The sequence below is a fragment of the Bathymodiolus azoricus thioautotrophic gill symbiont genome (assembly GCF_001298715.1).
In the GTDB taxonomy this organism is placed as follows: domain Bacteria; phylum Pseudomonadota; class Gammaproteobacteria; order PS1; family Pseudothioglobaceae; genus Thiodubiliella.
In genome coordinates, this window is the sequence record NZ_CDSC02000026.1 from 1 (window position 1) to 23999 (window position 23999).

The 23999-nt window shown below is 40.0% G+C and carries 23 protein-coding genes and 1 pseudogene; 18 read left to right on the forward strand and 6 right to left on the reverse strand.

Going from position 1 to position 23999, the window contains the following annotated elements; genetic code table 11:
- Positions 1-338 (forward strand): annotated as a pseudogene (locus BAZSYMA_RS00440) (1-deoxy-D-xylulose-5-phosphate reductoisomerase); the annotation flags it as partial.
- A complete protein-coding gene (locus BAZSYMA_RS00445; protein ID WP_090714417.1) occupies positions 331-1146 on the forward strand; it encodes a peptidoglycan DD-metalloendopeptidase family protein in 816 nt (271 codons plus the stop codon). The pseudogene BAZSYMA_RS00440 and the gene BAZSYMA_RS00445, both read left to right, overlap by 8 nt.
- 2 nt (positions 1147-1148) lie before the next feature.
- Here BAZSYMA_RS00445 and BAZSYMA_RS00450 read toward each other — a convergent pair whose 3' ends face one another.
- Positions 1149-1754: a hypothetical protein gene (locus tag BAZSYMA_RS00450; protein WP_090714421.1), complete on the reverse strand. Its 606-nt coding sequence runs from the start codon at positions 1752-1754 to the stop codon at positions 1149-1151.
- A 74-nt stretch (positions 1755-1828) separates the two neighbouring features.
- Between BAZSYMA_RS00450 and BAZSYMA_RS00455 the strand changes: the two genes are divergently transcribed.
- Genes BAZSYMA_RS00455 through ribF form a run of 8 tightly spaced genes read left to right on the forward strand, consistent with a single transcriptional unit; the run spans position 1829 to position 8966 of the window.
- Positions 1829-2704, forward strand: coding sequence for a phosphoribosylaminoimidazolesuccinocarboxamide synthase (locus BAZSYMA_RS00455; RefSeq protein WP_090714423.1), 876 nt, complete (start codon positions 1829-1831; stop codon positions 2702-2704).
- On the forward strand, positions 2701-3501 hold the full coding sequence (locus BAZSYMA_RS00460; RefSeq protein WP_090714427.1) for a DUF2797 domain-containing protein: 801 nt from the start codon (positions 2701-2703) through the stop codon (positions 3499-3501). Before BAZSYMA_RS00455 ends, BAZSYMA_RS00460 begins: the two co-directional genes overlap by 4 nt.
- Positions 3502-3504: 3 nt before the next feature.
- Entirely contained in the window at positions 3505-3828 is a 324-nt protein-coding gene (locus BAZSYMA_RS00465; RefSeq protein ID WP_090714430.1) for an FKBP-type peptidyl-prolyl cis-trans isomerase, read from the forward strand.
- Between the two features lie 19 nt (positions 3829-3847).
- Positions 3848-5035: an alanine transaminase gene (alaC, locus tag BAZSYMA_RS00470; protein WP_090714432.1), complete on the forward strand. Its 1188-nt coding sequence runs from the start codon at positions 3848-3850 to the stop codon at positions 5033-5035.
- A 15-nt stretch (positions 5036-5050) separates the two neighbouring features.
- Positions 5051-5887 carry an ATPase gene (locus BAZSYMA_RS00475; RefSeq protein WP_090714435.1) on the forward strand — a complete coding sequence of 279 codons (837 nt, stop codon included), beginning with the start codon at positions 5051-5053 and terminating at the stop codon, positions 5885-5887.
- Positions 5887-6942 carry a homoserine O-succinyltransferase MetA gene (gene metA / locus BAZSYMA_RS00480; protein ID WP_090714437.1) on the forward strand — a complete coding sequence of 352 codons (1056 nt, stop codon included), beginning with the start codon at positions 5887-5889 and terminating at the stop codon, positions 6940-6942. Before BAZSYMA_RS00475 ends, metA begins: the two co-directional genes overlap by 1 nt.
- Positions 6942-8042, forward strand: coding sequence for an A/G-specific adenine glycosylase (mutY, locus tag BAZSYMA_RS00485; RefSeq protein ID WP_090714440.1), 1101 nt, complete (start codon positions 6942-6944; stop codon positions 8040-8042). The genes metA and mutY overlap by 1 nt, the downstream gene beginning before the upstream one ends.
- 9 nt (positions 8043-8051) lie before the next feature.
- The gene (gene ribF, locus BAZSYMA_RS00490) at positions 8052-8966 is read left to right on the forward strand and encodes a bifunctional riboflavin kinase/FAD synthetase (protein WP_090714443.1); all 915 of its coding nucleotides are present in this window, start codon (positions 8052-8054) and stop codon (positions 8964-8966) included.
- Here the strand turns inward: ribF and pyrC are convergent.
- The 4 genes from pyrC to secA form a co-directional block, all read right to left on the reverse strand.
- Positions 8963-10012 carry a dihydroorotase gene (gene pyrC, locus BAZSYMA_RS00495; RefSeq protein WP_237731761.1) on the reverse strand — a complete coding sequence of 350 codons (1050 nt, stop codon included), beginning with the start codon at positions 10010-10012 and terminating at the stop codon, positions 8963-8965. The genes ribF and pyrC overlap by 4 nt on opposite strands.
- 129 nt (positions 10013-10141) lie before the next feature.
- A complete protein-coding gene (locus BAZSYMA_RS00500) occupies positions 10142-11782 on the reverse strand; it encodes an RNA-binding domain-containing protein (RefSeq protein WP_090714445.1) in 1641 nt (546 codons plus the stop codon).
- Positions 11779-12858 (reverse strand): anhydro-N-acetylmuramic acid kinase, encoded by a 1080-nt coding sequence (locus BAZSYMA_RS00505; RefSeq protein WP_090714447.1) that lies wholly within the window; start codon positions 12856-12858, stop codon positions 11779-11781. The genes BAZSYMA_RS00500 and BAZSYMA_RS00505 overlap by 4 nt, the downstream gene beginning before the upstream one ends.
- Positions 12845-15553 (reverse strand): preprotein translocase subunit SecA, encoded by a 2709-nt coding sequence (gene secA / locus BAZSYMA_RS00510; protein WP_090714449.1) that lies wholly within the window; start codon positions 15551-15553, stop codon positions 12845-12847. The genes BAZSYMA_RS00505 and secA overlap by 14 nt, the downstream gene beginning before the upstream one ends.
- 79 nt (positions 15554-15632) lie before the next feature.
- Between secA and BAZSYMA_RS00515 the strand changes: the two genes are divergently transcribed.
- From BAZSYMA_RS00515 to BAZSYMA_RS00540, 6 genes are all read left to right on the forward strand, one after another.
- On the forward strand, positions 15633-15935 hold the full coding sequence (locus BAZSYMA_RS00515; protein WP_090714451.1) for a hypothetical protein: 303 nt from the start codon (positions 15633-15635) through the stop codon (positions 15933-15935).
- A gap of 85 nt (positions 15936-16020) precedes the next feature.
- A complete protein-coding gene (gene petA / locus BAZSYMA_RS00520; protein ID WP_090714453.1) occupies positions 16021-16656 on the forward strand; it encodes a ubiquinol-cytochrome c reductase iron-sulfur subunit in 636 nt (211 codons plus the stop codon).
- Between the two features lie 4 nt (positions 16657-16660).
- Positions 16661-17887 (forward strand): cytochrome b, encoded by a 1227-nt coding sequence (locus BAZSYMA_RS00525; RefSeq protein WP_090714457.1) that lies wholly within the window; start codon positions 16661-16663, stop codon positions 17885-17887.
- 1 nt (position 17888) lies between these two features.
- Positions 17889-18755 carry a cytochrome c1 gene (locus BAZSYMA_RS00530; RefSeq protein ID WP_090714460.1) on the forward strand — a complete coding sequence of 289 codons (867 nt, stop codon included), beginning with the start codon at positions 17889-17891 and terminating at the stop codon, positions 18753-18755.
- 77 nt (positions 18756-18832) lie between these two features.
- A complete protein-coding gene (locus BAZSYMA_RS00535; protein WP_090714462.1) occupies positions 18833-19465 on the forward strand; it encodes a glutathione S-transferase N-terminal domain-containing protein in 633 nt (210 codons plus the stop codon).
- Positions 19466-19475: 10 nt separating this feature from the next.
- On the forward strand, positions 19476-19838 hold the full coding sequence (locus BAZSYMA_RS00540; RefSeq protein WP_090714464.1) for a ClpXP protease specificity-enhancing factor: 363 nt from the start codon (positions 19476-19478) through the stop codon (positions 19836-19838).
- On the opposite strand, the gene bioD is transcribed toward BAZSYMA_RS00540, so the two are convergent.
- Positions 19830-20471 (reverse strand): dethiobiotin synthase, encoded by a 642-nt coding sequence (gene bioD, locus BAZSYMA_RS00545; protein WP_090714466.1) that lies wholly within the window; start codon positions 20469-20471, stop codon positions 19830-19832. The two genes, BAZSYMA_RS00540 and bioD, sit on opposite strands and share 9 nt — an antisense overlap.
- Before the next feature lie 37 nt (positions 20472-20508).
- Between bioD and BAZSYMA_RS00550 the strand changes: the two genes are divergently transcribed.
- Together BAZSYMA_RS00550 and leuS are read left to right on the forward strand one after the other, a co-directional pair.
- A complete protein-coding gene (locus BAZSYMA_RS00550; RefSeq protein WP_090714468.1) occupies positions 20509-21465 on the forward strand; it encodes a dihydroorotate dehydrogenase in 957 nt (318 codons plus the stop codon).
- Positions 21466-21469: 4 nt separating this feature from the next.
- A complete protein-coding gene (gene leuS / locus BAZSYMA_RS00555) occupies positions 21470-23920 on the forward strand; it encodes a leucine--tRNA ligase (protein ID WP_090714470.1) in 2451 nt (816 codons plus the stop codon).
- The last annotated feature ends 79 nt before the right edge of the window (positions 23921-23999 follow it).

The window sequence follows — 23999 nt, forward strand, 5'->3', positions numbered from 1 at the left end:
ATCCCAATAGAATTGCCTCTGGTGTTGAACCGCTAGACTTAACCAACAACCCTCCACTAGAGTTTTACGCACCTGATTTAGACAAGTTTGCTTGTTTAAGACAAGCATTTGATGCGCTCAAACAAGGTGGTAATGCAATGGGCACACTCAATGCCGCTAATGAAGTTGCAGTTGAGCATTTCTTAAACAATAAAATTTCATTTTTAGACATTACAAAAGTTATTCAACACACCTTAGATACTGTCCAACACACGGATATCTCTTCATTAGAGGCCATTATTGCTAACGACACAACAGCGCGCGAAACAGCGCGCGCAATCATCAAAAAATATGCGTAAATCTACACTACTTTTATTACTTACATTATTTTTTATAAGCAGCGCCAATGCGCTTGAACGCTCTACTATTTATATCACTCGTTCACTTGCCTACGATGCACAGAAAATGGGTATTAACCAAAAAACCATTAATAATATTGTGCGTATCTTCTCGTGGAGCATTGATTTTAATCGAGATTTAAAAAGAGGCGACCGTTTTATTATTATTGGCAAAAGGCGCACCGCACCAAGCACATTAATTTATATTGGCAAAAAAAAGCGTGTTGCTGTTTTCTCACATACTGACAAATATGGACGCCTTGGTTATTACGGCATTAATGGCAAAACACTCTACCCTAGCTTTTTAAGAGCACCTTTGAAGTACAAATACATTAGCTCAAAGTTTCAACTAAAGCGCTTTCACCCAATTCTAAAAACTTGGCGACCACACAGAGCTGTTGATTACGCTGCAAAATACGGCACACCTGTTTACGCTGCAGCCGATGGCATCATTAAGCATCGCAAAAGAATGGGGGCACTTGGCAAATCTGTGCATATTACACACGGCAGTAATTATTTAACCGTTTATGCACACTTGTCTAGATTTTCTCGTGGGCTCAGAGCATCATCTAGAGTTAAAAGAGGGCAAGTGATTGGCTATGTAGGCTCAACAGGTCGCTCAACGGGGCCACATTTACACTACGAATTACACTACAAAGGCAAGCGCAAAAACCCACTCACATGGCGGCTGCCTAAACAAAAACGCGTCGCAAAATCTGATTTAAAGCGCTTCCAAAAAAGAGCAAGATCTATTCTGCGTAGTTTGTAAAACTATTGTCTGTCTATCCAAGCGCGCCAATTTTTCACTTTTAGCTTTTGTGCTTTATTATCTATATATTGCGCTTGATACTCAGCTGCGCCTTTAACATTGTTTAAAATTGCAAAAGTAATCAACTCGTCAATGCGTTGTTTGTCTTTAATAATAGGCGCTAAGGATTCATTTCTGATAACTGCGGCGACGAAAGCAGACTGTGGATTGGAATATATCTGCGTTGACTTTTCTAATAAATTGAGCGCCATTAACGCATCTTTAACAAAGCCACTATCGCCATCAAGCAGATATAACGCACTGTCATAAATTGCTGGTTCGTAGCCTTGATTGAGCAGTTTGCTTAATATTTTATTGGCAATTTGCACTTGTGGTGGATAGCCCATTATTTGATTACCTGAACGCGTTTGCTTTGATGCTTCGTACGCTGCATCAAAGTCGTTTAATTCAAACATCCCTTTTATCAGTAAATCTTGCCCATTCTTTACCACGGCAGGCGAACCAACCTCATTGCCTATTTTGATCATTCTAAGTGCGCTATCACTCAACGGCGATGCTGTTGCAAATTGCGTAATAAATAGGGCGGTGATTAGAAGTTTTTTTATCATAGTGCTAAGGTGAATTTTACCATAGACATTTTTAACAAGTTAAAATAGCGCTTAAATCACTATTTAATACAAGCGTGCAAACACTTTTTGAAACTTCAATCGGCCTGCCATTAATCCAAAAAGGCAAAGTGCGAGACATTTATGATATTGACGAACATCGACTGCTAATTGTAACCACTGACCGACTTAGTGCCTTTGATGTGGTGTTCAATCAGCCAATTTCTGGCAAAGGGCGTGTACTGAACGAAGTGGCTAATTTCTGGTTTGAAAGAACCTGCCACATCATCTCTAATCAATTAACCCATGAATCGCTTGATAGCGTTTTAACACCAGAAGAAATTGAGCAAGTAGATGGTCGTGCAATCATCGTCAAAAAACTCAAGCCCCTTCCTGTTGAGGCAATTGTTCGAGGCTATATTATAGGCTCTGGATGGAAAGACTACCAACAAACAGGCTCAGTTTGTGGCATTAAACTACCAAAAAACCTGCAACTGGCAGAAAAATTACCACAAACACTTTATACGCCCTCTAGTAAAGCGACGGCTGGTGAACACGATCAAAATATTGACTTCAAACAAACCGTGCAGCTTGTAGGTAAAGATTTAGCACAACAAATCAAAGATGCCAGTTTGGCTCTGTATCAGTTTGCGGCGGATTATGCGCTAGAACGCGGTATTATCATTGCTGACACCAAGTTTGAATTTGGCTTAGACGAAGCAGGCAAACTGACATTAATGGACGAAGTGCTAACACCAGATTCTTCGCGTTTCTGGTCAAAGGCCAATTATCAGGTAGGCATTAGCCCAAAAAGTTTTGACAAACAAATTGTACGCGATTATTTAGAAACATTGGATTGGGGCAAAACCCCGCCCGCACCAACCCTATCTGATAATATCGTGCAGGAAACTGCCGACAAATACAAGCAAGTGCAGCGGTTATTAACACAATGACTAAAACTGGCAACATACAAAAAATGCAAACCTCGCTTGAGCGTGATAATGCAATCTACCAACTGCCGATTGGCAATGATTTGATCTCAATGAATGAATTAATAGGGCAAGAAATTTCCCTCACATTCAATAGCGAAATCACTTGCTCAAACTGTAACGCAATAATTCGAAAAAGTTATTCTCAAGGCTATTGTTTTCCGTGTTGTCGAGATTTGGCGCGGTGTGATTTGTGCATTATGAAACCCGAAACTTGCCATCATCACCTTGGCACTTGCCGTGAGCCACTGTGGGGGTTGGACAATTGCTTTGCACCACATATTATTTATTTGGCAAACTCATCAGGCATCAAGGTCGGCATTACTCGCAAGCGCAATACCCCCAGTCGTTGGATTGACCAAGGTGCTGTCGCTGCTCTGCCAATACTTGAGGTGGATACACGACTCAAATCTGGGCAAATTGAAGTGGCTTTAAAAACATTCGTCAACGATAAAACCAACTGGCGCAAAATGCTTAAAAACGAGGTGGATAAAGTTGACCTTGTAGCAACAAAAAATCAACTGTTGCCAGAGGTATCCAATATGATGGCGGATTTAGACGCAATAGAGTTAAACAATGAAGTCGTAAAAATTCACTACCCTGTGGTAGAATATCCAAGCAAAATAGTATCATTAAATTTTGACAAAATGCCTGAGATTACTGGTATTTTGCAAGGCATCAAGGGGCAATATTTACTACTAGATTGTGGCGTCCTTAATGTTAGAAAATTTGGCTCATATAATATAACTTTAACTTATTAAAAAATGGCAGAATTACAAATAGAAGACATTGAAATTGGCAAAGGTACAGCTTGCAAGGCTGGAGACTTTGTGTCTATGCACTATACTGGCTGGCTAACCAATGGCAAAAAATTTGACTCAAGTGTTGACAGGAATGAACCTTTTGACTTTAAACTCGGGGCAGGACAGGTCATCTCCGGCTGGGACACGGGCATTGAAGGTATGCTGATGGGTGGCAAGCGCAAACTTACTATTCCATCAAAATTGGCTTACGGTGAGTTTGGCGCAGGTCCAATTCCACCCAGTGCAACCACCATTTTTGATGTTGAATTATTAGATATTAAATAAAGAACGACTCTAAAAATCCATGGATAACGATTTCCCACGAATAAAAAGATTGCCAGAATATATTTTTGCAATTACCAATAAGCTAAAGGTTGAAGCCAGATCTCGTGGTGAGGACATTATCGACTTTGGCATGGGTAACCCCGACCAACCAACGCCTGAACATATTGTAGAAAAGTTAGTGGAAACAGCACGCCGTGGCGATACACATCGTTATTCTACTTCTCGCGGCATTCCACGCTTGAGACGCGCAATTTCAAACTGGTACAAAAATCGTTTTGATGTTGATATTGATGCGCAAACCGAGGCGATTGTTACCATTGGTTCAAAGGAGGGTTTGGCAAATTTAGCACAAGCGGTTGTTGGTAGTGGCGATACGGTTTTAGTGCCCAACCCTGCTTACCCTATTCATCCCTATGGGTTTGTGATTGCAGGTGCTGATATTCAACATGTGCCTTGTGGGCCTGAAGATGATTTTTTTGCAGCGTTAGAGCGCTCAATTAAAAATACTTTTCCAAAGCCAAAGATGTTGGTGCTTAACTACCCATCTAATCCAACTACTGAGTGCGTTGAATTAGAGTTTTTTGAACGCGTTATCAAAGTTGCCAAAGAGCACAAGATTTGGGTGGTGCAAGATTTAGCCTATGCAGATATTGTTTTTGATGGTTATGTGGCGCCAAGCATTTTGCAAGTAAAAGGGGCTAAAGATATTGCGGTTGAGTTTTTCTCACTATCAAAAAGCTACAATATGCCAGGTTGGCGTGTTGGCTTTATGGTGGGCAATCCAATCTTAGTAGGCGCACTGGCTAAAATCAAATCTTACTTAGATTATGGTATGTTTACCCCTATTCAAGTAGCAGCAATTGAAGCGTTAGAAGGCGACCAAACCTGTGTTACAGAAATTGCACAAATGTATCAAGATAGGCGTGATGTTTTGTGCGAAAGCTTAAATTCTATTGGCTGGGCAGTAACACCACCCAAGGCCACAATGTTTGTTTGGGCAAAAATTCCTGAATTTTATCAAGCAATGGGCTCATTAGAGTTTACCAAAAAACTCATTGCAGTGGCAAAAGTTGGCGTCTCTCCTGGTATTGGTTTTGGTGAATATGGCAATAACTATGTACGCTTTGGTTTGATTGAAAATGAACATCGCACCCGCCAGGCTGTTCGCGGCATTCGTGAAATGTTCAAACAAGATGGTTTGTTATAATGTCTTTGCACTATTATGAAACTTCCTGCTAAAGAGTTTTCTAAGTCAAAACACAAACACCTAACACTGCTCGGTATGTCAGGCGTTGGCAAAACACACCTTTCAAAGTTACTTGGTCTTGATGATAAGTGGTATCACTATTCTGGCGATTATCGCATTGGTGCTGAGTATTTAAATAATGCTATTCTTGCTAATATCAAACAACAAATTAAACAAGATGGATGCTTAGCAGATTTGTTAGACAATGACTCTATCACGGTTCAAAATCATATTACTTTTGACAACCTGTCTTCGGTGTCAAGCTTTTTAGGCAAAGTCGGCAACCCCGAATTGGGTGGGTTGCCAATTGGTGAATTCAACCGCCGACAAGCGCTACACAGAGAAGCTGAAGCCCGGGCTATGTTGGATGTTGGAGAGTTTATCACAAAATCTCAAGCGCAGGGCTATAGGCATTTTATTAATGATGCAGGAGGTAGTTTATGTGAATTGGATGATAATAAGGTCTATCAATCATTGGCAGATAATACGCTGATTGTTTATATTTGCGCTCACGAAGATAACGAGTCTGCCTTGATTGAGTGTGCACGAACGCACCCCAAACCACTTTACTATCAACAAAATTTCTTACAACAACAACTAGAGATTTACCTACAAGAAAATCAATTTTCCTATGTCGCACAAATTGACCCCGATGCGTTTGTGCGTTGGATTTTTCCACGCTTACTTCGGCACCGCAAGCCAAAATATGAAGCGATTGCCAGCCAATATGGCTGCACGATTGATAGCATAGACTTACACCAATGTCAAAATAGTAGCGAGGTAATGGAGCTAATCACAGGGGCAATACGCTAATGCCTTTAATCGCCCATACCAACTTACCTTCTTTTGAACGCCTGCGTAACGAAGGCGAGACGGTGTTAAGCAAAGACCGTGCTAATCATCAAGTCATTCGTGAATTACACATTGGTTTATTAAACATGATGCCAGACCCAGCACTTGAAGCAACTGAGCGGCAATTTTTCCGCTTGATTGGACATTCTAACCAAATTGCGCAATTTTATCTGCATCCGTTTACACTGCCTTCTATTAAACGAGGTGAAAAAACGCAGACACATATTGACCAATATTACCAAAGTTTTGATGATATTAAAACGCAGGGATTAGATGCATTGATCATTACAGGCGCACATATTGAAGATGCCGATTTAAAAAAAGCACCTTTTTATGAGCAACTTAAAAAGGTGATTGATTGGTCGTATAGTCATGTTACTTCAACGCTATGCTCGTGCTTGGCAACACACGCTGTACTGGAATTTCGCTATGGACAAAAGCGTCAAGCCATTGGTAAAAAATGCTGGGGCGTATTTCCACACCAAGTGTTAGACCGACAACATCCTTTAATGAGTGGTGTGAATACGCGTTTTGATGTGCCTCACTCTCGTTTTAACGAAATCACGAAATCACAACTTGACGATGCTAAGATTAAAGTTTTGGTTGAAGGAAAAATCGGCGCACACTTATGTGTGAGTGAAGATTTATTAAGAATTGTATTTTTTCAGGGGCATCCAGAATACGATACTATTAGTCTATTAAAAGAATACAAGCGCGATATTATTGCCTATTTAGCAAAAACACGCAACGACTATCCGCCTTTTCCTAAGCACTATTTAACCGAACAAAGCAAAGCCATTCTCAATGAGTATAAAACCAAGCTATTATCTGGCGAATTTACGCTAGCAGATTTTCCTGAACAACTTATCAGCAAAACCTTAAACAACACTTGGGGCAACGCCACTAATGTCATTATCAATAACTGGATTGGTTGCGTCTACCAAGTAACGCATCAGGACATTGACAAGCCATTTATGGAGGGCATTAATCCAGATGACCCGCTTAACTTAAAATAGTGCATCCAATTTCAAAGCCATTGCTAAAGTGGTTTGAGCAATTTGGTCGTCATCACCTACCTTGGCAAGCGACAAACAGTAGCCCTCTAGGAGGGCAGGCAACACATAGCGACCTATCATACAGCACGAGCAATTTACAGCAGTTCGCTGAGGGGAAGACAATCAACCCTTACCATGTTTGGTTGAGTGAAATTATGCTACAACAAACGCAAGTAACCACGGTTATCGGCTACTTTAACAACTTTATTCAACATTTCCCAACAATAAAGGCGCTTGCCAATGCCAGCGAAGATGCAGTATTGGCACAATGGGCTGGGCTGGGTTACTACGCACGAGCAAGAAACTTGCACAAATGCGCGCAAATTATTGTTGAGCAGCATCAAGGCGCACTCCCAAAAAAGTTTGAACAAGTGATTGATTTGCCAGGTATAGGTGAATCTACAGCGGGCGCTATTCTATCCATTAGTTTTAATCAGAACCACGCCATACTTGACGGCAATGTTAAACGCGTACTTTCAAGGTACCATCAAGTTAAGGGGCATTACGGACAAAGTGAAACCCTTAAAGAATTATGGCGTTTGGCTAAGTATCACACGCCCAATAAACGCAATGCCAACTACACACAAGCCATTATGGACTTAGGTGCAACCCTGTGTACACGCAACAACCCAGAGTGTGATCGTTGCCCCCTTGCTCAACATTGTCAAGCAAAACAACACAACACACAAGGCAACCACCCCAACCCAAAACCAAGAAAAAACAAACCAACGCGCTCAGTTGCAATGCTTATTTATCAAAACACAGCAGGGGAGGTTTATTTAGAAAAACGACCGAAAAAAGGCATTTGGGGTGGGCTTTGGAGCCTTATGGAATGTGAAAATGATGAGAAAACCATTGACCAAGCCATTAAAAAATTTGATAAAAATGCAAAAATAGAACAGAAGCTGTCTACTATTAAGCATAGTTTTACCCACTATCACTTAATGATTAGCCCTATTATGGTAACTTGCTCAAAGAACACTGAGGGTTTTCGCTCTATTGCTGAATTAAAAGTTGGTTTGCCGGCACCTGTTAAGAAAATCATTGCCCAATTAGACTAAAATAACCCCATGAAACTTATTCGTGGTCTACAGAATTTAACAACTTATGCGGGCAGTGTTGTTACCATAGGTAACTTTGATGGCGTACACATAGGACACCAAAAAATCATCTCGCAACTGGTGAAAAAATCCAAAGAACTGGGCTTGCCCTCTGTGCTGATTTCATTTTCCCCCACGCCACAGCGTTTTTTTTCTCATGAGCAAGCATCGCTCAGCAGTTTTAAAGAAAAACACCATCTATTGGACAAACTGGGCTTAGACACACACCTAATTATTCGCTTTAATCAGGCCTTTTCTCAATTAGAAGCGCAAATTTTTGCACAAGAAATATTACTCAACAAGCTAAATATGAAATATTGTCTGATTGGTGATGATTTTCGTTTTGGCAAAAAGCGGAAGGGTGGCTTTGAATCGTTACAAAACTTATCAAAAGACCAGGATTTTACGGTGGAACAAACACCCAGTATTCTGTGTAATAATCACCGCATTAGTAGTTCAGAAATTCGCAAACTTCTAGCAAATGCTAACATACAATCAGCATCAAAAATGCTGGGGCGTGAGTTCTCTATCACTGGCAAAATTATTCACGGGCTAAAAAACGGTCGCTCTATTGGTTTTCCAACTATCAACATCCCCATTAAACGCAAAATCAGCCCAGTTTATGGAATATTTGCTGTAACTATTGATCTGGATGGTGCTACTTATCAAGGTGTATGTAGTGTCGGCAATCGCCCAATAATTGGTGACAAGAAAACTCTGTTGGAAGTGTTTCTCTTTGATTTTAACCAGCAAGTGTACGGACTTGAGGCGAAAATCATCTTTAAACACAAGATTAGAGATGAGAGAAATTTTAATGATTTTAAAGCGTTAAAACAACAAATTGAGCTCGATGTTCAAAATGCCAAAGATTATTTGACGAATTAAACCACTTTCCAATTAAGCATTTTTTCTGCCATAAATGGCACAATATCGCCGCTTATGAAAGGATAACTTGCTGGCACGATCCAATCTTGTTTTTTCAAAGTAATGGTACTTGTGTTATACGCCAAACCATAAAAATCTGCACCAAATTTTGAAGCAAAGCCCTCCAGCTTATCTATTGCACCTGCTTGGTCAAATGCTTGCGCATAAAGTTCAATAGCATGTGGTGCAGAAAATACGCCTGCACAACCACAACTAGATTCTTTATCAGTTTTGGCATGTGGTGCAGAATCTGTACCTAAGAAAAACCTAGGATTGCCACTGGTTGCCACCTCAACGAGTGCACGCTGATGCTCAGCTCGTTTTAACACAGGCAAACAATAAGTATGTGGCTTAATACCGCCCACTAACATATCATTACGATTATTTAAAAGATGTTGAGGTGTGATAGTTGCCGCAACACGATCACCACTCTCACGCACAAAATCTACTGCATTTTTAGTGGTGATATGCTCAAATACAATTTTCAATTTAGGGAAGTCGTTCACCGTCTGACTTAAAACCTCATCAATAAATACCGCTTCACGGTCAAAAATATCCACCTCACTACGCGTTACCTCACCATGCACTAATAATAGCATACCCAGTTTTTGCATTGTCTCTAAGCTACGATAGATATTTTTAATATTGCTCACGCCACTATCAGAATTAATGGTTGCACCTGCAGGATATAGCTTTGCTGCCACCACGCCTGCGTTATAAGCCCGAGTAATTACCTCAGATGTGGTATTATCGGTCAAATATAAAGCCATTAACGGCTTAAATGTGCTGTCTTTTGGCAAAGCACTAAGGATTTCCTCTTGATACGCATTCGCACCATTTGCATCCGTCACAGGTGGGTTTAGATTGGGCATAATAATCGCTCTGCCCATTTGTTTGGCACTCATGCCAATGACTGATTTTAACGCTTCGCCATTACGCACATGTAGGTGCCAATCATCTGGTTTAATTAAGGTTATTTGTTGTTGTTTCATCTGTTCAAAAATCATTGTTTTTTTACTTAAAGTTTGTCTAATTAAAATTTATTTTTATTTTTAAACATTACCTTAAAGTCTTTATACAACTATCATTTAATAAAAAAAATGTCTAAAAATGTCTAAAAAATGTCTAAAAAATGTCTAACTTTTAGGTTTAGACATTTTCCATAACTTACCATATGGCTCTATTAGTTTTTGTTTTTTTAAACTTTGTAGGTTGTTCCGAACCTTGTTTCTTTTTTGTTGTTTGTTTAATACATCAGGCAACTTATCTAACAGCATTTCTTCAAAATCTTGTCGTCTGCCGTTTTTAAATTTTTTTAAAAAATCAAGTATCATTTTTTGACAGTAATCATTGTCAATACCTTTGTGTTTAATATAAACAGATTTTCCACCTGTTGATTCTGCAATAAAGGATGAAATATGAAAATTAGGCTTGCGCCCCTCAATCAACTTCTTACGCCTCAACACCTTAACCTCGGTATTCAACAAAGGTAGGTGTTTAGCGACTTTATCTAACAAAATAATCTCTTGTAAAGTTAAATCATTTTTTGATTGTGCAAGTCTGCGCGCATAGTTCACATCCAGTACTTTACCAATAATTTTTACTTTGACTTTGTTGTCACCTAAGTTATATATTGGTAAAGGAAAGAACTTGTCCTCTTGCAGCTTAAACATTTTTTTAATACCACTACCAATGGTGTCAATCATACCTAAACCAACCATGGCATCTGCTAAAAATGGGTTGCGATAACAAGTTTCTGGCGCATCTACCTCAAGAACTTTTTCTATGCTTTCAGGAATGAATCCACCTGAGTTAATAAAAGTCAAAATACCGTCTTCCCTTTCCACCACATTAATTTTTCCGCCAAGTGTGTAATCTTGATGGGCAATACAGTTATTTAATGCTTCACGAATAATATAAGGGTCAAACTGATTGGTCTGTTCAGGGAATAAAGTCTCTTCTGGTAAATAACGGTATTTTAAATTTCTAATTTTCGCATAAACATTATCAATATTCGCCAGCAATGGGCAGCTAAAGTGTTCATAATCTTTTTCAAGGTTGTCCTTGTCTTTTAATATCCAAGTGATTTTCGCCACAGCGGGATTAATAAAATGTTCAGATTCTGGCTCTCCAAGCAGTAGTATCGCAGTATTGGTTATTTTTCCCTTAATAGTAACCTTGGACTTGTCTAGAAATTTGGCATTATTCCACAAGTTTATCTCTGTTGCTAAATTAGGATTTTTTGTCAAAAATTGCTCTCGTGCTAGAACGATCGCTTCTGCAGAAAGATCTTCAATTGTAGCATTATCAATAGTTTTTGCGCTCCAGTCAAAGGCAATATTTTGTCGTATAATTCGCTCTAATTCTTCTATATTAAGCGCGCCCAAACTCTCTCCATCTCTACCATAATAGTGACTCTTCCAACTGGTTAGCACACCCTTTGACGCAGGTGGAATTTGAAACATTAACACTTGTTTATCTTTAACATCAACACGATAAATTTTTATAAAATTAGATGTTGGCGAGGTACTATTTGCTATTTCTCGCTTATATTCATTTAATGTTTGGTCGGTGATTTGTGTGCCAACAATACCACGGTCATCGTTAACACCAAAAATCAACCATGCACAAGATTTATTGGCAAGATTGGCTTCATTGCTAAGTGCAGAAAAATATTTTCCTAGTTTATCTGCTTGAAAAGTGCGTTCGGCTGTTTTAAACTCTAACACTTCTGTTTCCATGCCTTCTGCTAATAATCTTTCTAAAGTGTCTATCATAGAATATTCTTATCAATTTGATAAATTGCACCTAAAATCCGCCTGCCTTTAGCGCCGGTTACCAGCGGTAGGTTTGATGGCTCACCATTCATTGTTTGTTTGGCAAAATAAGCAAAAGCCGCCGCTTCTACATAATCCACTGGCACGCCTAAATCATCAGTCACTGAGATTTCACTCTCAGGATTTTGATAAGTTAGGCGTTCGCATAAAAACAAATTATGTACACCGCCGCCGCATAAATAGACATCTTCTCCCTTAGGGATACTTGCAGAAATGCTCATTACCGTTAGTTCTGTCAGGGTTCTTTGCACATCTTCAGGTGTCTCAGCACTTGTTAAGTGTTGTGATAGCCAGTCTAGGTTAAAGTATTCTGGTCCTGTACTTTTGGGGTACTTTTGCTGAAAGTAATCATCTGCAAGTATTGAGTCTAGTAACACTGAATCAACCACTCCAGAACGAGACCACAGTCCGTCTCGGTCATAATTTGTGCCTTTATTTTTCTTTACCCAATTATCTAATAATGTATTGGCAGGGCCTGTGTCAAATCCAAACACCTCATTGTTTTTAACAATCGTAATATTGGCAATACCACCCAAATTAATAATCACACCCTCTTTGCCATTAAGCATATATTGGTGGTATGCTGGCGTGAGTGGTGCACCTTGCCCGCCAGTGGCAATATCTTGCATACGAAAATCTGCCACTGTGGTAATGCCTGTTTGCTCAGCAATAAGTGCACCGTGTCCGATTTGCATAGAATACTTGCTACCTTGATGGTAGATAGTCTGTCCATGAGAGCCAATCGCTCGGATGTCATCCTTATTCAATGAGCTTTGCGTTAATAGTTGATTGGCAGTTTGTGCAAATATTTGTGCCACCTCAATATCAACTTGCGCCAAGTCTGCCAAAGAGGTGTTTCCAGTTTGGCTTAATTGTTGCAAGCGTGTTTTTAGCTCTATGGGGTATGGGGTATAAGCTGAGGTAATAATTTTTTGACGCTCGTCAAGTATAACACCGTCAACACCATCCATGCTGGTGCCTGACATTAGTCCTATATAGGCACTAGCTTTTGCCATGACATTGTTTGTATTTTTTGCCTGAGCCACAAGGGCAAGGGTTATTACGCCCTATCTTCGCACCACTGCGTTGATAAGTTTGCGAATCATTTGGGGTCTCGCTATCTGTATTTTCCATTGCTACAGCTTCGTGCTGTGTGTTCCCCCCCAGAGGATTGCTGTGTATCGCTGATATGTCGCTATTGTCTTGTTGCTCTACATTCTCAGCGCTAATGTTCTCATCAATGGCCACACTGGAAAGCGCCTTAACAATCTCAATATTAATCGTATTTAACAGGGTTTCGAACATTGCAAAAGACTCACGCTTATATTCTTGCGTTGGATTTTTCTGTGCATAGCCTCGCAACTTCACACTTTGACGCAAACAATCCATCGCTGCCAAATGTTCTTTCCAAAAATGATCCAAGGTTTGCAACATCACTGCTTTTTCAAAGCCACGCATTTGCTCACCACCCACAATCTCTTCTTTGTAATCACAAATTTGCCCCAAACCTTGGGAAATTCTTGATTCCAATTCATTTACATCCACACCTTCATCCAGCCATTCTTGTAGCGGAAAATCTGCCGCATAATCTGCTTTTAAAACATTGTGCAGACCTTCAACATCCCAATCTTCTTCAGCTTGTGCTGGGGAAATGTAATCAGCAAACAAATCACCAACAACCTCTTGACGAATAGCAATAAATCTATCTTGCACATCGTTGGAGTCCATCAATTCATCGCGTAATTTATAAATAATCTTACGCTGGTCATTTGACACATCATCATATTCTAAAAGGTCTTTACGCGCGTCATAGTTCATTTCTTCGACTTTTTTCTGTGCATTTTCAATAGCGCGATTCACCATCTTGTGCTCAATCGCTTCGCCTTTTTCCATGCCCAATCGCTGCATCATCGCCGCCATTTTTTCACTGGCAAAAATACGCATTAAATTGTCTTTTAAAGATAGATAAAAACGCGTTGAACCTACATCACCTTGACGACCAGAACGACCACGCAACTGATTATCCACACGACGAGACTCGTTACGCTCGGTACCCACAATATGCAATCCGCCCGCTTTAATCACATCATCATGGTGTTTTTGCCAATCTTGTTTTTGCGCATCGGTTGCATCTTCTGCTAATTTGCCGCCCAGTACAATATCCGTGCCTCGACCTGCCATATTAGTCGCAATTGTCACCGCACCAATCGCACCTGCGTTGGCAATAATTTGCGCTTCACGCTCATGCTGTTTAGCGTTTAAAACCTCGTGTTTGACTTTCTTTTGCGTCAGCAGCGCTGAAATAGCTTCGGAATTTTCGATACTACTTGTGCCTACTAAAACAGGCTGCCCTGTCTTTTGACAGCCTTCTACATCTTGAGCGATTGCTTCTAATTTTTCATCTAATGTTAGATAAATTTTGTCAGACATATCGTCTCGTGATGACGCCCTATTCGGTGGCACAACCACAGTTTCTAAATTATAAATTGCTTGAAATTCAACCGCCTCAGTATCTGCTGTACCTGTCATACCTGAGAGCTTATTGTAGAGTCTAAAATAGTTTTGAAAAGTAATCGACGCTAAGGTCTGATTTTCATTTTTAATGCTCACACCTTCTTTGGCTTCAATCGCCTGATGCAGGCCTTCAGACCAGCGACGCCCCGGCATCGTTCTACCAGTAAACTCATCAACAATCACCACCTCATTGCCATCAACAATATAGTTGTCATCTTTATGAAACAAAACATGCGCACGCAGTGCTGAATTAATATGTTGCATCAGCAAAATATTGCTAGCGTCATATAAACTCACGCCTTCTGGTAAGACACCAACTTCAATTAATAAATTTTCTGCTTTAGCGTGCCCCTCATCAGTCAAAAACACCTGCTGATGCTTCTCATCAACGGTGTAATCACCCACTTTTTCAACCACAGCCTCTTTACCTTCACCGCTCTCAGTTTGTTTGGTAAAGTTTGGAATCATGTGGTTAATCGCCTGATAAATCTCAGAATAATCGTCTGCTGATCCAGAGATAATAAGTGGCGTTCTGGCTTCATCAACTAGAATAGAATCAACCTCATCAATAATAGCAAAATTAAGTTCACGCTGTACTTTTTGCTCAGTAGTGAACGCCATGTTGTCTCTTAGATAGTCAAAACCTAACTCGTTATTCGTTGCATAAACAATGTCACAGTCGTAAGCGACTTTTTTATTTTCTGGCAGCATGTCTGAGGTGATAATGCCAACACTTAAATCTAAAAAATCAAATATTTTGCCCATCCACTGCGCATCACGCGCTGCCAAATAATCATTCACCGTAACGATATGAACACCCTTGCCAGTCAGTGCGTTTAGATAAGCGGGCAAAGTTGCCACTAAAGTTTTTCCTTCGCCCGTACCCATCTCAGCAATATTGCCGTCATGTAACACCATGCCGCCGATCATTTGCACATCGTGGTGTCTGAGCCTTAGCACTCTAACACTGGCTTCACGAATCACTGCAAACGCTTCTGGCAACAGAGACTCTAATGTTGCTTGATTTTCCAATTTTTGCTTAAGTTCTTGTGTTTTAGCGCTTAATGCTTTGTCATCCAAAGCTTGCAACCCAGGCTCAAGTACATTAATGCCTTCAACTACCTTGCTTAGTTTTTTTATTAGCCTATCATTGCGAGAGCCGACAATTTTAGCGGCAATTTTATTTATAATGCTCATTGTATGTTTATTGAAATATGATTTTAAAATTTTTTCTATTTTCCCACAGATAACGCAATATATATAAGTTAAAACGCCCGTGTCAGAAAAAATAACAAACTTATCAAAATTTACTCCGAAAGGAGCGTTAGGGCAATTGTTTCAGAAAGCTAGAACCTTAAATCGTCTCAACGAACAACTCTCAGTGCACTTGCCAGAACAATTTGCATCGCTATCTTTGTGCACTATTGAAAACAACACCGCTATTTTTGTCACTGACAATCAAGCGATAATTTTTCGCGCGCAAAAACAAAACGATATCTTGCTAAATGCAGTAAAACAAATAGAGTCGCTTATTCACATAGAAAAAGTGGTTATCAAAATTGATTTGAAAGAATATTAGAATAAGTTAATTCAATAAAGCTGATATACATTATAATTATTGGGTTTTTATATTCATCATTTTTTCAAAAAGGAATAGCAATCTTATGTCGGAACAAACAATAGACCTTAAGAAAAGACGCTTCCTAACCAACGCAACAAGCGTGGTTGGTGCGGTTGGCGTCGGTTTTGTGGCGTGGCCGTTTTTATCAACATGGAATCCATCTGCCAGAGCAAAGGCCGCTGGCGCGCCTGTTGAAGTTGATATTAGCAAACTTGAAGAAGGACAATTGGTTCGAGTACTTTGGCGCAAACAACCGGTTTGGATTTTTAAACGCGACAAAACCACTGTTTCAAATTTAAGCACATTAAATGATATATTAGTCGACCCAAACAGTCTGGAAACCTCTCAGCAACCAGAATACGCCAAAAACCCTTACCGTTCAATTAATCCTGATATTGCAGTCATTATTGGCTCTTGCACCCATCTGGGTTGCTCACCAACTTACCGCCCTGAGCTCGGTGCCGCCGACCTTGGTGGTGACGCTTGGAAAGGCGGTTTTTATTGTCCATGTCATGGCTCTAAATTTGATTTGGCAGGGCGTGTGTACATAGATGTTCCCGCACCCATTAATTTGATGATTCCGCCTTATCACTTCGTATCAGACACACTCATTCAAATTGGTGTTAGCCCAGAAGAGCACGAAGTAACCCCTATTTTTAAATCTAACAAACTCACTTAGCATTATGGATAACAATAAAAACTGGATTGATCAAAGATTCCCGCTAACTAAAGTTTGGAACGAGCATTTAGCAGAGTATTACACACCAAGAAACTTTAACTTTTGGTATTTCTTTGGCTCGTTAGCTATGCTGGTATTAGTAATGCAAATCGTTACAGGAATCTTTCTAACCATGCATTTTAAACCTGACGAGTTAAAAGCCTTTGCATCGGTTGAATACATTATGCGTGATGTTAACTGGGGTTGGTTAATTCGCTATTTACATTCAACGGGTGCCTCAGCGTTCTTTATTGTTATTTATCTACATATGTATCGTGGCTTGCTTTACGGCTCATACAAATCGCCACGAGAGTTGATTTGGATTCTCGGCATGGTGCTCTACATTGCACTCATGGCTGAGGCGTTTATGGGTTATGTACTGCCATGGGGTCAAATGTCTTACTGGGGGGCGAAAGTCATTATCTCGTTATTTGGCTCTGTGCCGTTTATTGGTTCTGACTTATTGGTGTGGATTTTAGGTGATTATGCGGTGGGTGACCCAGCACTCAATCGCTTCTTCTCATTGCATGTTATTGCATTGCCACTTATCCTAGTAATACTGGTATTCCTACACATTGTAGCACTCCATACGGTTGGTTCAAACAACCCAGATGGTGTTGAGATTAAAAAGAATAAAGATAAAAATGGTATTCCAAAAGACGGTATTCCGTTTCACCCATACTACAGCGTTAAAGACATCGTTGGTGTGGTGGTATTCTTGATGATTTTCTCGGCAGTAGTGTTCTTTGCACCAGCGATGAACGGTTACTTTTTAGAGCATGCTAACTTTATTGAAGCCAACCCACTAAAAACCCCCGAACATATTGCGCCACTTTGGTATTTGACGCCTTTTTACTCGGTATTAAGAGCGATTCCGCCTATGTTTAACTCACAATTCCCAGGGGTTGTGGGTATGTTTTCAGCGCTATTAATTTTACTGGCGTTGCCATGGTTAGACCGCTCTAAAGTAAAGTCAATTAGATATCGCTCATGGCCTTACAAAGTCGCGCTAGGTGTTTTTGTGGTTAGTTTTATCATGCTTGGCTGGTTAGGCATGGAGTCAGTAACAAAAACAAACTCTATATTAGCACGAGTTTTCACTGTGACTTATTTTGGTTTCTTTATCTTAATGCCATGGTTTACTTCTATTGGAAAAACCAAAGAAGTGCCTAAAAGAGTAACGGGGAAATAAAATGAAAAAATTATTAACAATAGCATCTGTTTTAGTGGGCTTAACAATCTCTTTCAATCTTTTGGCAAATAGTGATATACACCTTGACCACGCTAATACAGACATTAGGAATCAAAAATCACTACAAAATGGCGCACAGTTATTTATGAACTATTGCTCGGGTTGCCATTCTCTCTCTTTTATGCGTTATAAACGCATCGGCAAAGATTTATTTTTAGGTGATATCGTAAGCGCTTATAAGCAAGCAAAAACAAATTTGTCAAATGACAACCCATTAAGTCATTCCGATTTACAAGCGCTTTCAAATGCGATTGATAATCCGGTAAACAACGCCAAAGAAGCAGAAAAAATGCTGAACAACCTTTCTGACGATGTTATTGCAGAAAACTTAAGCAAGGCAACTGACGAAATGATTAAAAAAAACCTTATGTTTAACGCCGATAAAGTAGGTTCTCCAATAATTGCAACCATGTCGAAAAAAGGGGCGGAAGCTTGGTTTGGCACAACACCGCCAGACTTGTCTTTGGCCGCTCGCTCTAAAGGCACAGATTGGATTTACACCTACTTGCGTAGTTTTTACAAAGACGACTCTCGCCCCTTTGGTGTGAATAATAAAGTGTTGGCTAATGCCTCTATGCCAGATGTTTTGTGGCATCTTAAGCAAAGTAAATCAACAAAAGAGTTTAACCAAGATGTGCGTGACATTACTAACTTTTTAGACTATGTTAGCGAGCCTGCAAAACTGGTACGCGTTGACCTGGGTTACAAAGTATTGGGCTTCTTGTTTATTTTATTTATCCTTGCTTATTTAATGAAAAAAGAATACTGGAAAGATGTGAAATATGGCAAATGGCGCGCCAAGGATTAATTAGTCTCATTTTCTCTAATACACCAACTCAGTGTTCTAGTAATGACGCTGTTTTTTATTTTTAAGGATAACTCAATATGTTAAGTAAACCAAACCCATCTTCAACCATTCTTTACTCTTCTGCTAGCGAAATGGAATCTCATATAGTGCGATTCATTATGGCAGAAAAGAACATCGAAAGAGAAGTTGCCAATCTAAAAACTGAAGAAATTCCTGAAGAAATCCTAGATTTAATGCCTTACCCAACATTACCAACATTGTTTGACCGTAATATTGTTTTATATGACCTTTCTGTCATTATGGAATACTTAGATGAGCGCTTTCCGTTCCCGCCATTATTGCCCGTTGACCCAATTGAAAAATCAGAAAAACGCTTGCTAATCTTTAGATTTACAAGGGCAGTTAATAGCTGGTTTGAATTAGCAAATACTATCGAAACAGGCACGAAAAAAGATGCCGACAACGCAAGAAAAACACTTAAAAGCAGCCTAATTGAATTAGTGCCTTTGTTTGCACACCAGCCTTTCTTTAAGAGCAACGATATGACGATTGTTGACGCTTGTTTAGCTGTATTATTATGGCGCTTAAAAAGACTTGATATTGATTTAGGAAAATCTGGAAAAGCGGTCACTGACTATGCAAGCCGCTTGTTTTCAAGAGAAAGTTTTAAAGAAAGTTTGACCGATTGCGAAAAGGAATATAACGCTTAAAAATACTGTCATGGCATCGGTCGTACCTTATTTGATTCGCGCTTATCATGAATGGATGGAAGACAGTGGGTTTACGCCACATATTTTGGTTGACTGTTCAAAACCTGATGTTGTTGCGCCCAAACCCTTTATTCAACAAGACAAAATTGTACTCAATATCAGTAGCGATGCGACCACCTCCTTGGTGATAAACAATGAAGCGATTTCATTCAAAGCACGCTTTGATGGAAAATCTCAAGATATATATGTACCTACTGATGCAGTGCTAACAATTTATACGGGTGAAAATGGTGAAGGCATGTTTTTTGAAAACAAAGCCAAGCCCACTGACACAGACAAACCTAAAAAAACCAATCTGAGCGTATTAGATTAGTGTCAACACCTTGGCATTAAAGCCGTCTAAATTATCTTTGTTAAAAACCACCACATCAACATCTGTATAAGCACTGAGTGCCTTGGCATTGTCTAAGTTGTTGGGTGTTATTTGATTTAACACCAATATTGCAATATTGAGCTTGTGCTTTTTAGCGGCCTCTATGCTAAGTAACGCCTGATTAATAGCGCCCAACTCATCCTTAACAACAATAACAATAGGTAAATTAACAACAACAGCAAGCTCACTATTTAACACTTGTTGTGCAATGGGTGAATATAGTCCGCCCGCACCCTCAATCACCACAAAATCATCACCGCCACTTGGTTGTGCCGCCTTAACCAAATCCTCAAGCATAACACTCAAACCTTGCTCTGTACTGGCTTTTTCACCACTCACACAGGCTTCAAATTTAAATTGACAAACTGCATCAATCGGCTCTGGGTTGGTACAGACATTATTTAATAGCACTGCGTCTTTTGGCAACAAACCATCACTAGTTTTGACGCAGTCACTCTCAATTGGCTTTCTAGCCACAACGCGATATTTTGCATTAAGCACTTGAATAATATAACTGGCAACAAATGTTTTTCCAACATCGGTGCCACTGCCACTGATAAACAATCCTTTCATAGTGAATGATTTTAACAAAAAATGTATAATAGCACCTATGCATAATAACTTAAAAACTAAGTTCTGTGGAATATCGCTAGACTCACCAATTATCCTACTTTCAGGCTGTGTTGGCTTTGGCGAAGAATATACCCGCATTCAAGGCTTTTCCAATAAAGATGTGGGTGCAATCTGCCTTAAAGGCACGACACTTGAACCACGCCTTGGCAATATCCCACATAGAGTCTGTGAAACACCCGAAGGCATGATTAATGCCATCGGTTTGCAAAATCCAGGTAGCGACGCTGTCATTAACGACATTATGCCTAAGTTAGATAAGACTGAAACTCGTTTTATCATTAATATTTCAGGCTCGTCTGTCCAAGAATACGGTGAAATTGCCAAACGCTTTAATGACACTGATATTGACGCTATAGAAATCAACATTTCATGCCCAAATGTCAAAGAAGGGGGGGTGGCATTTGGTAACGACCCTGATATGTCCTATCGTGTGGTTGAGATTTGTCGCCAAAACACAACAAAGCCAATCATTACCAAACTCTCGCCTAATCAAACTGACATCGCTAATAGCGCACAGCGTTGTATTGATGCAGGCACAGATGGTTTGGCCGTCATTAACACACTCATGGGTATGGCAATTGATACCAACTCACGCAGGCCTATTATTGGCAATAACCAAGGTGGCTTGTCAGGTCCTGCTATCAAACCCGTTGCGCTACTCAAAGTGCATCAAGTCTATCAGATTAGTAAAAATCACAATGTGCCGATTATTGGTCAAGGCGGTATTATGAGTGCAAATGATGCGATTGAATTTATCATTGCGGGAGCAGCCACTGTTGGTGTTGGCACAGCATTATTTTATGACCCTTTGGTATGCAATAAAATCAACGATGGTATTAGTCAATATCTCACAAACAACAATCTAAGTGGTGTCGATGAACTGGTTGGCACACTGGAGCTCCACCCTGCTATTTCGCCTTGTAACTCAAAATAAAACTATGAATTCAGAATATAACGCCCAAGAAATTGAGGCACAAGCACAAAAATATTGGCAAGAAAACAAGTTATTTGAAGCTATTGAGGATAATTCAAAAGAAAAGTTTTACTGCTTAAGTATGTTTCCATACCCTTCAGGTCGCCTACATATGGGGCATGTGCGTAATTACAGTATTGGTGATGTCATTGCTCGCTATCAAAAAATGCAAGGCAAAAATGTACTACAGCCGATTGGTTGGGACGGGTTTGGCTTGCCTGCTGAAAATGCTGCACTTAAAAACAAAGTACCGCCTGCAAAATGGACTTATGAAAATATTAACTATATGCGCCAACAGCTTACCGAGTTGGGTTTTGGCTATGATTGGTCTCGTGAATTAGCAACCTGCCACCCGCAATATTATCGCTGGGAACAATGGCTATTTGTTAAACTCTTTGAAAAGGGCTTGGTATATAAGAAAAATGCGGTTGTTAATTGGGACCCTGTAGACCAAACAGTGCTCGCCAATGAGCAAGTGATTGATGGACGCGGTTGGCGCTCAGATGCACTAATTGAAAAAAAAGAAATCTCTCAATGGTTTATGCGTATCACTGATTACGCTGATGAACTATTAGAGGGTTTAGACAAGTTAGACGGATGGCCCGATGCAGTTAAAACCATGCAAAAGAACTGGATTGGTAAATCAATCGGTTTAGAAATCGACTTCACCAGAAAAAATTTTGACACGCTAAGTGTTTACACCACACGCCCAGATACGCTGATGGGTGTTACTTATTTGGCAATTGCAGCCGAACACCCTTTGGCACTGGAGGCTGGCAAAGACAACCCTGCTGTGCAAGCCTTTATTGATGAATGCAAGGCTATGGAAACTTCTGAAGCCGCTATGGAAACCATGGAGAAAAAAGGCATTGATTCAGAGCTTAAATGTACTCACCCGATTACGGGTGAGGTGGTGCCAATTTGGGTTGCCAATTTTATACTCATGGGCTACGGTACAGGTGCAGTAATGAGTGTTCCAGCACACGATGAACGCGATTATGAGTTTGCCAAAAAATACAACATCAACATCAAGCAAGTTATCAATAAAGATAAAAACACCAATGAAGGCGCTATTACTGATAAGGGGGTTTTATTTAATTCTGGGCAGTTTGATGGTTTAGGTTTTGACCAAGCTTTTGATAAGATTGCCAAGACCCTTGAGGATAAAAACCTAGGCAGTAAAAAAACCAACTATCGTCTGCGTGATTGGGGTGTATCGCGTCAACGCTATTGGGGCTGTCCAATCCCTGTTATTAACTGTCCAAGTTGTGGCTCAGTGGCTGTGGAAGAGAGCGACCTACCCGTTGTTCTCCCTGAAGAAGTGAGCTTTGATGGTGTTGGCTCACCGATTAAGAAAATGCCAGAATTTTATACAACCACTTGCCCAAAATGTGGCAAAGCAGCACAGCGTGAAACTGACACCTTTGACACTTTTTTTGAGTCTTCTTGGTATTTTTCCCGCTATACCTGCAAAGATAATAGCAAAGCAATGTTAGATGAGCGCGCTAACTATTGGTTAAAAGGTGGTGGTGTAGACCAATACATTGGTGGTATCGAGCATGCAATCCTGCATCTTTTGTACGCACGGTTTTTCAACAAATTACTGCGAGACGAAGGCTTGGTTGAAAATGATGAACCCTTTAAAAACTTACTCACACAAGGCATGGTCTTAAAAGACGGCGCTAAGATGAGTAAATCCAAAGGCAACACAGTTGACCCACAAGAAATGATAGCCCAGTATGGTGCAGATACAGTGCGCTTGTTTATCTTATTTGCTGCCCCACCGACACAAGATTTAGAGTGGAGCGATTCTGGACTAGAAGGCGCACACCGCTTCATTAACAAGGTTTATCGTTTAGTCAAAGACTTTATAAAAGACCAAGTAAGCAACCCTGTTGGCTCTTTAGACAATCTCAATGAAATCCAACAAAATATTCGCTTTAAAACCCACCAAACACTCAAAAAAATCACTGATGATATGGAGCGCAGACACCTGTTTAACACAGTGATTGCCGCACTCATGGAGCTTAGCAACACACTATCAAAGTTCACTGATACCACAGACACTTCAATGGTAGTGCGCAAGGAATCATTGCATATCTTACTTAAAACCCTCAGTCCGATTGCACCACATCTATGTCATCACCTGTGGCAAGAATTGGGACATAAGACAGCGATTATCAATGAACCTTGGCCAAGTATTGACGAGAGCGCTCTCGTGCAAAATAAGGTACAAATTATCGTTCAAGTTAATGGCAAACTGCGCGCTAAACTAATAACACATGCTGATACTAGTAAAGCACAAGTGGAGGCACAAGCTCTAGCTGATGAGAATGTGGCTAAATTCATTGATGGCAAAACCGTAATCAAGGTTATCGTTGTGCCAAATAAGTTGATCAATATTGTTGTTCATTGAATGATGAATAAAACTATTTGTCTATCAAAATATTCAAAAAATTATTAACAAATAGAGACTTTTGCATAACTCATAATTT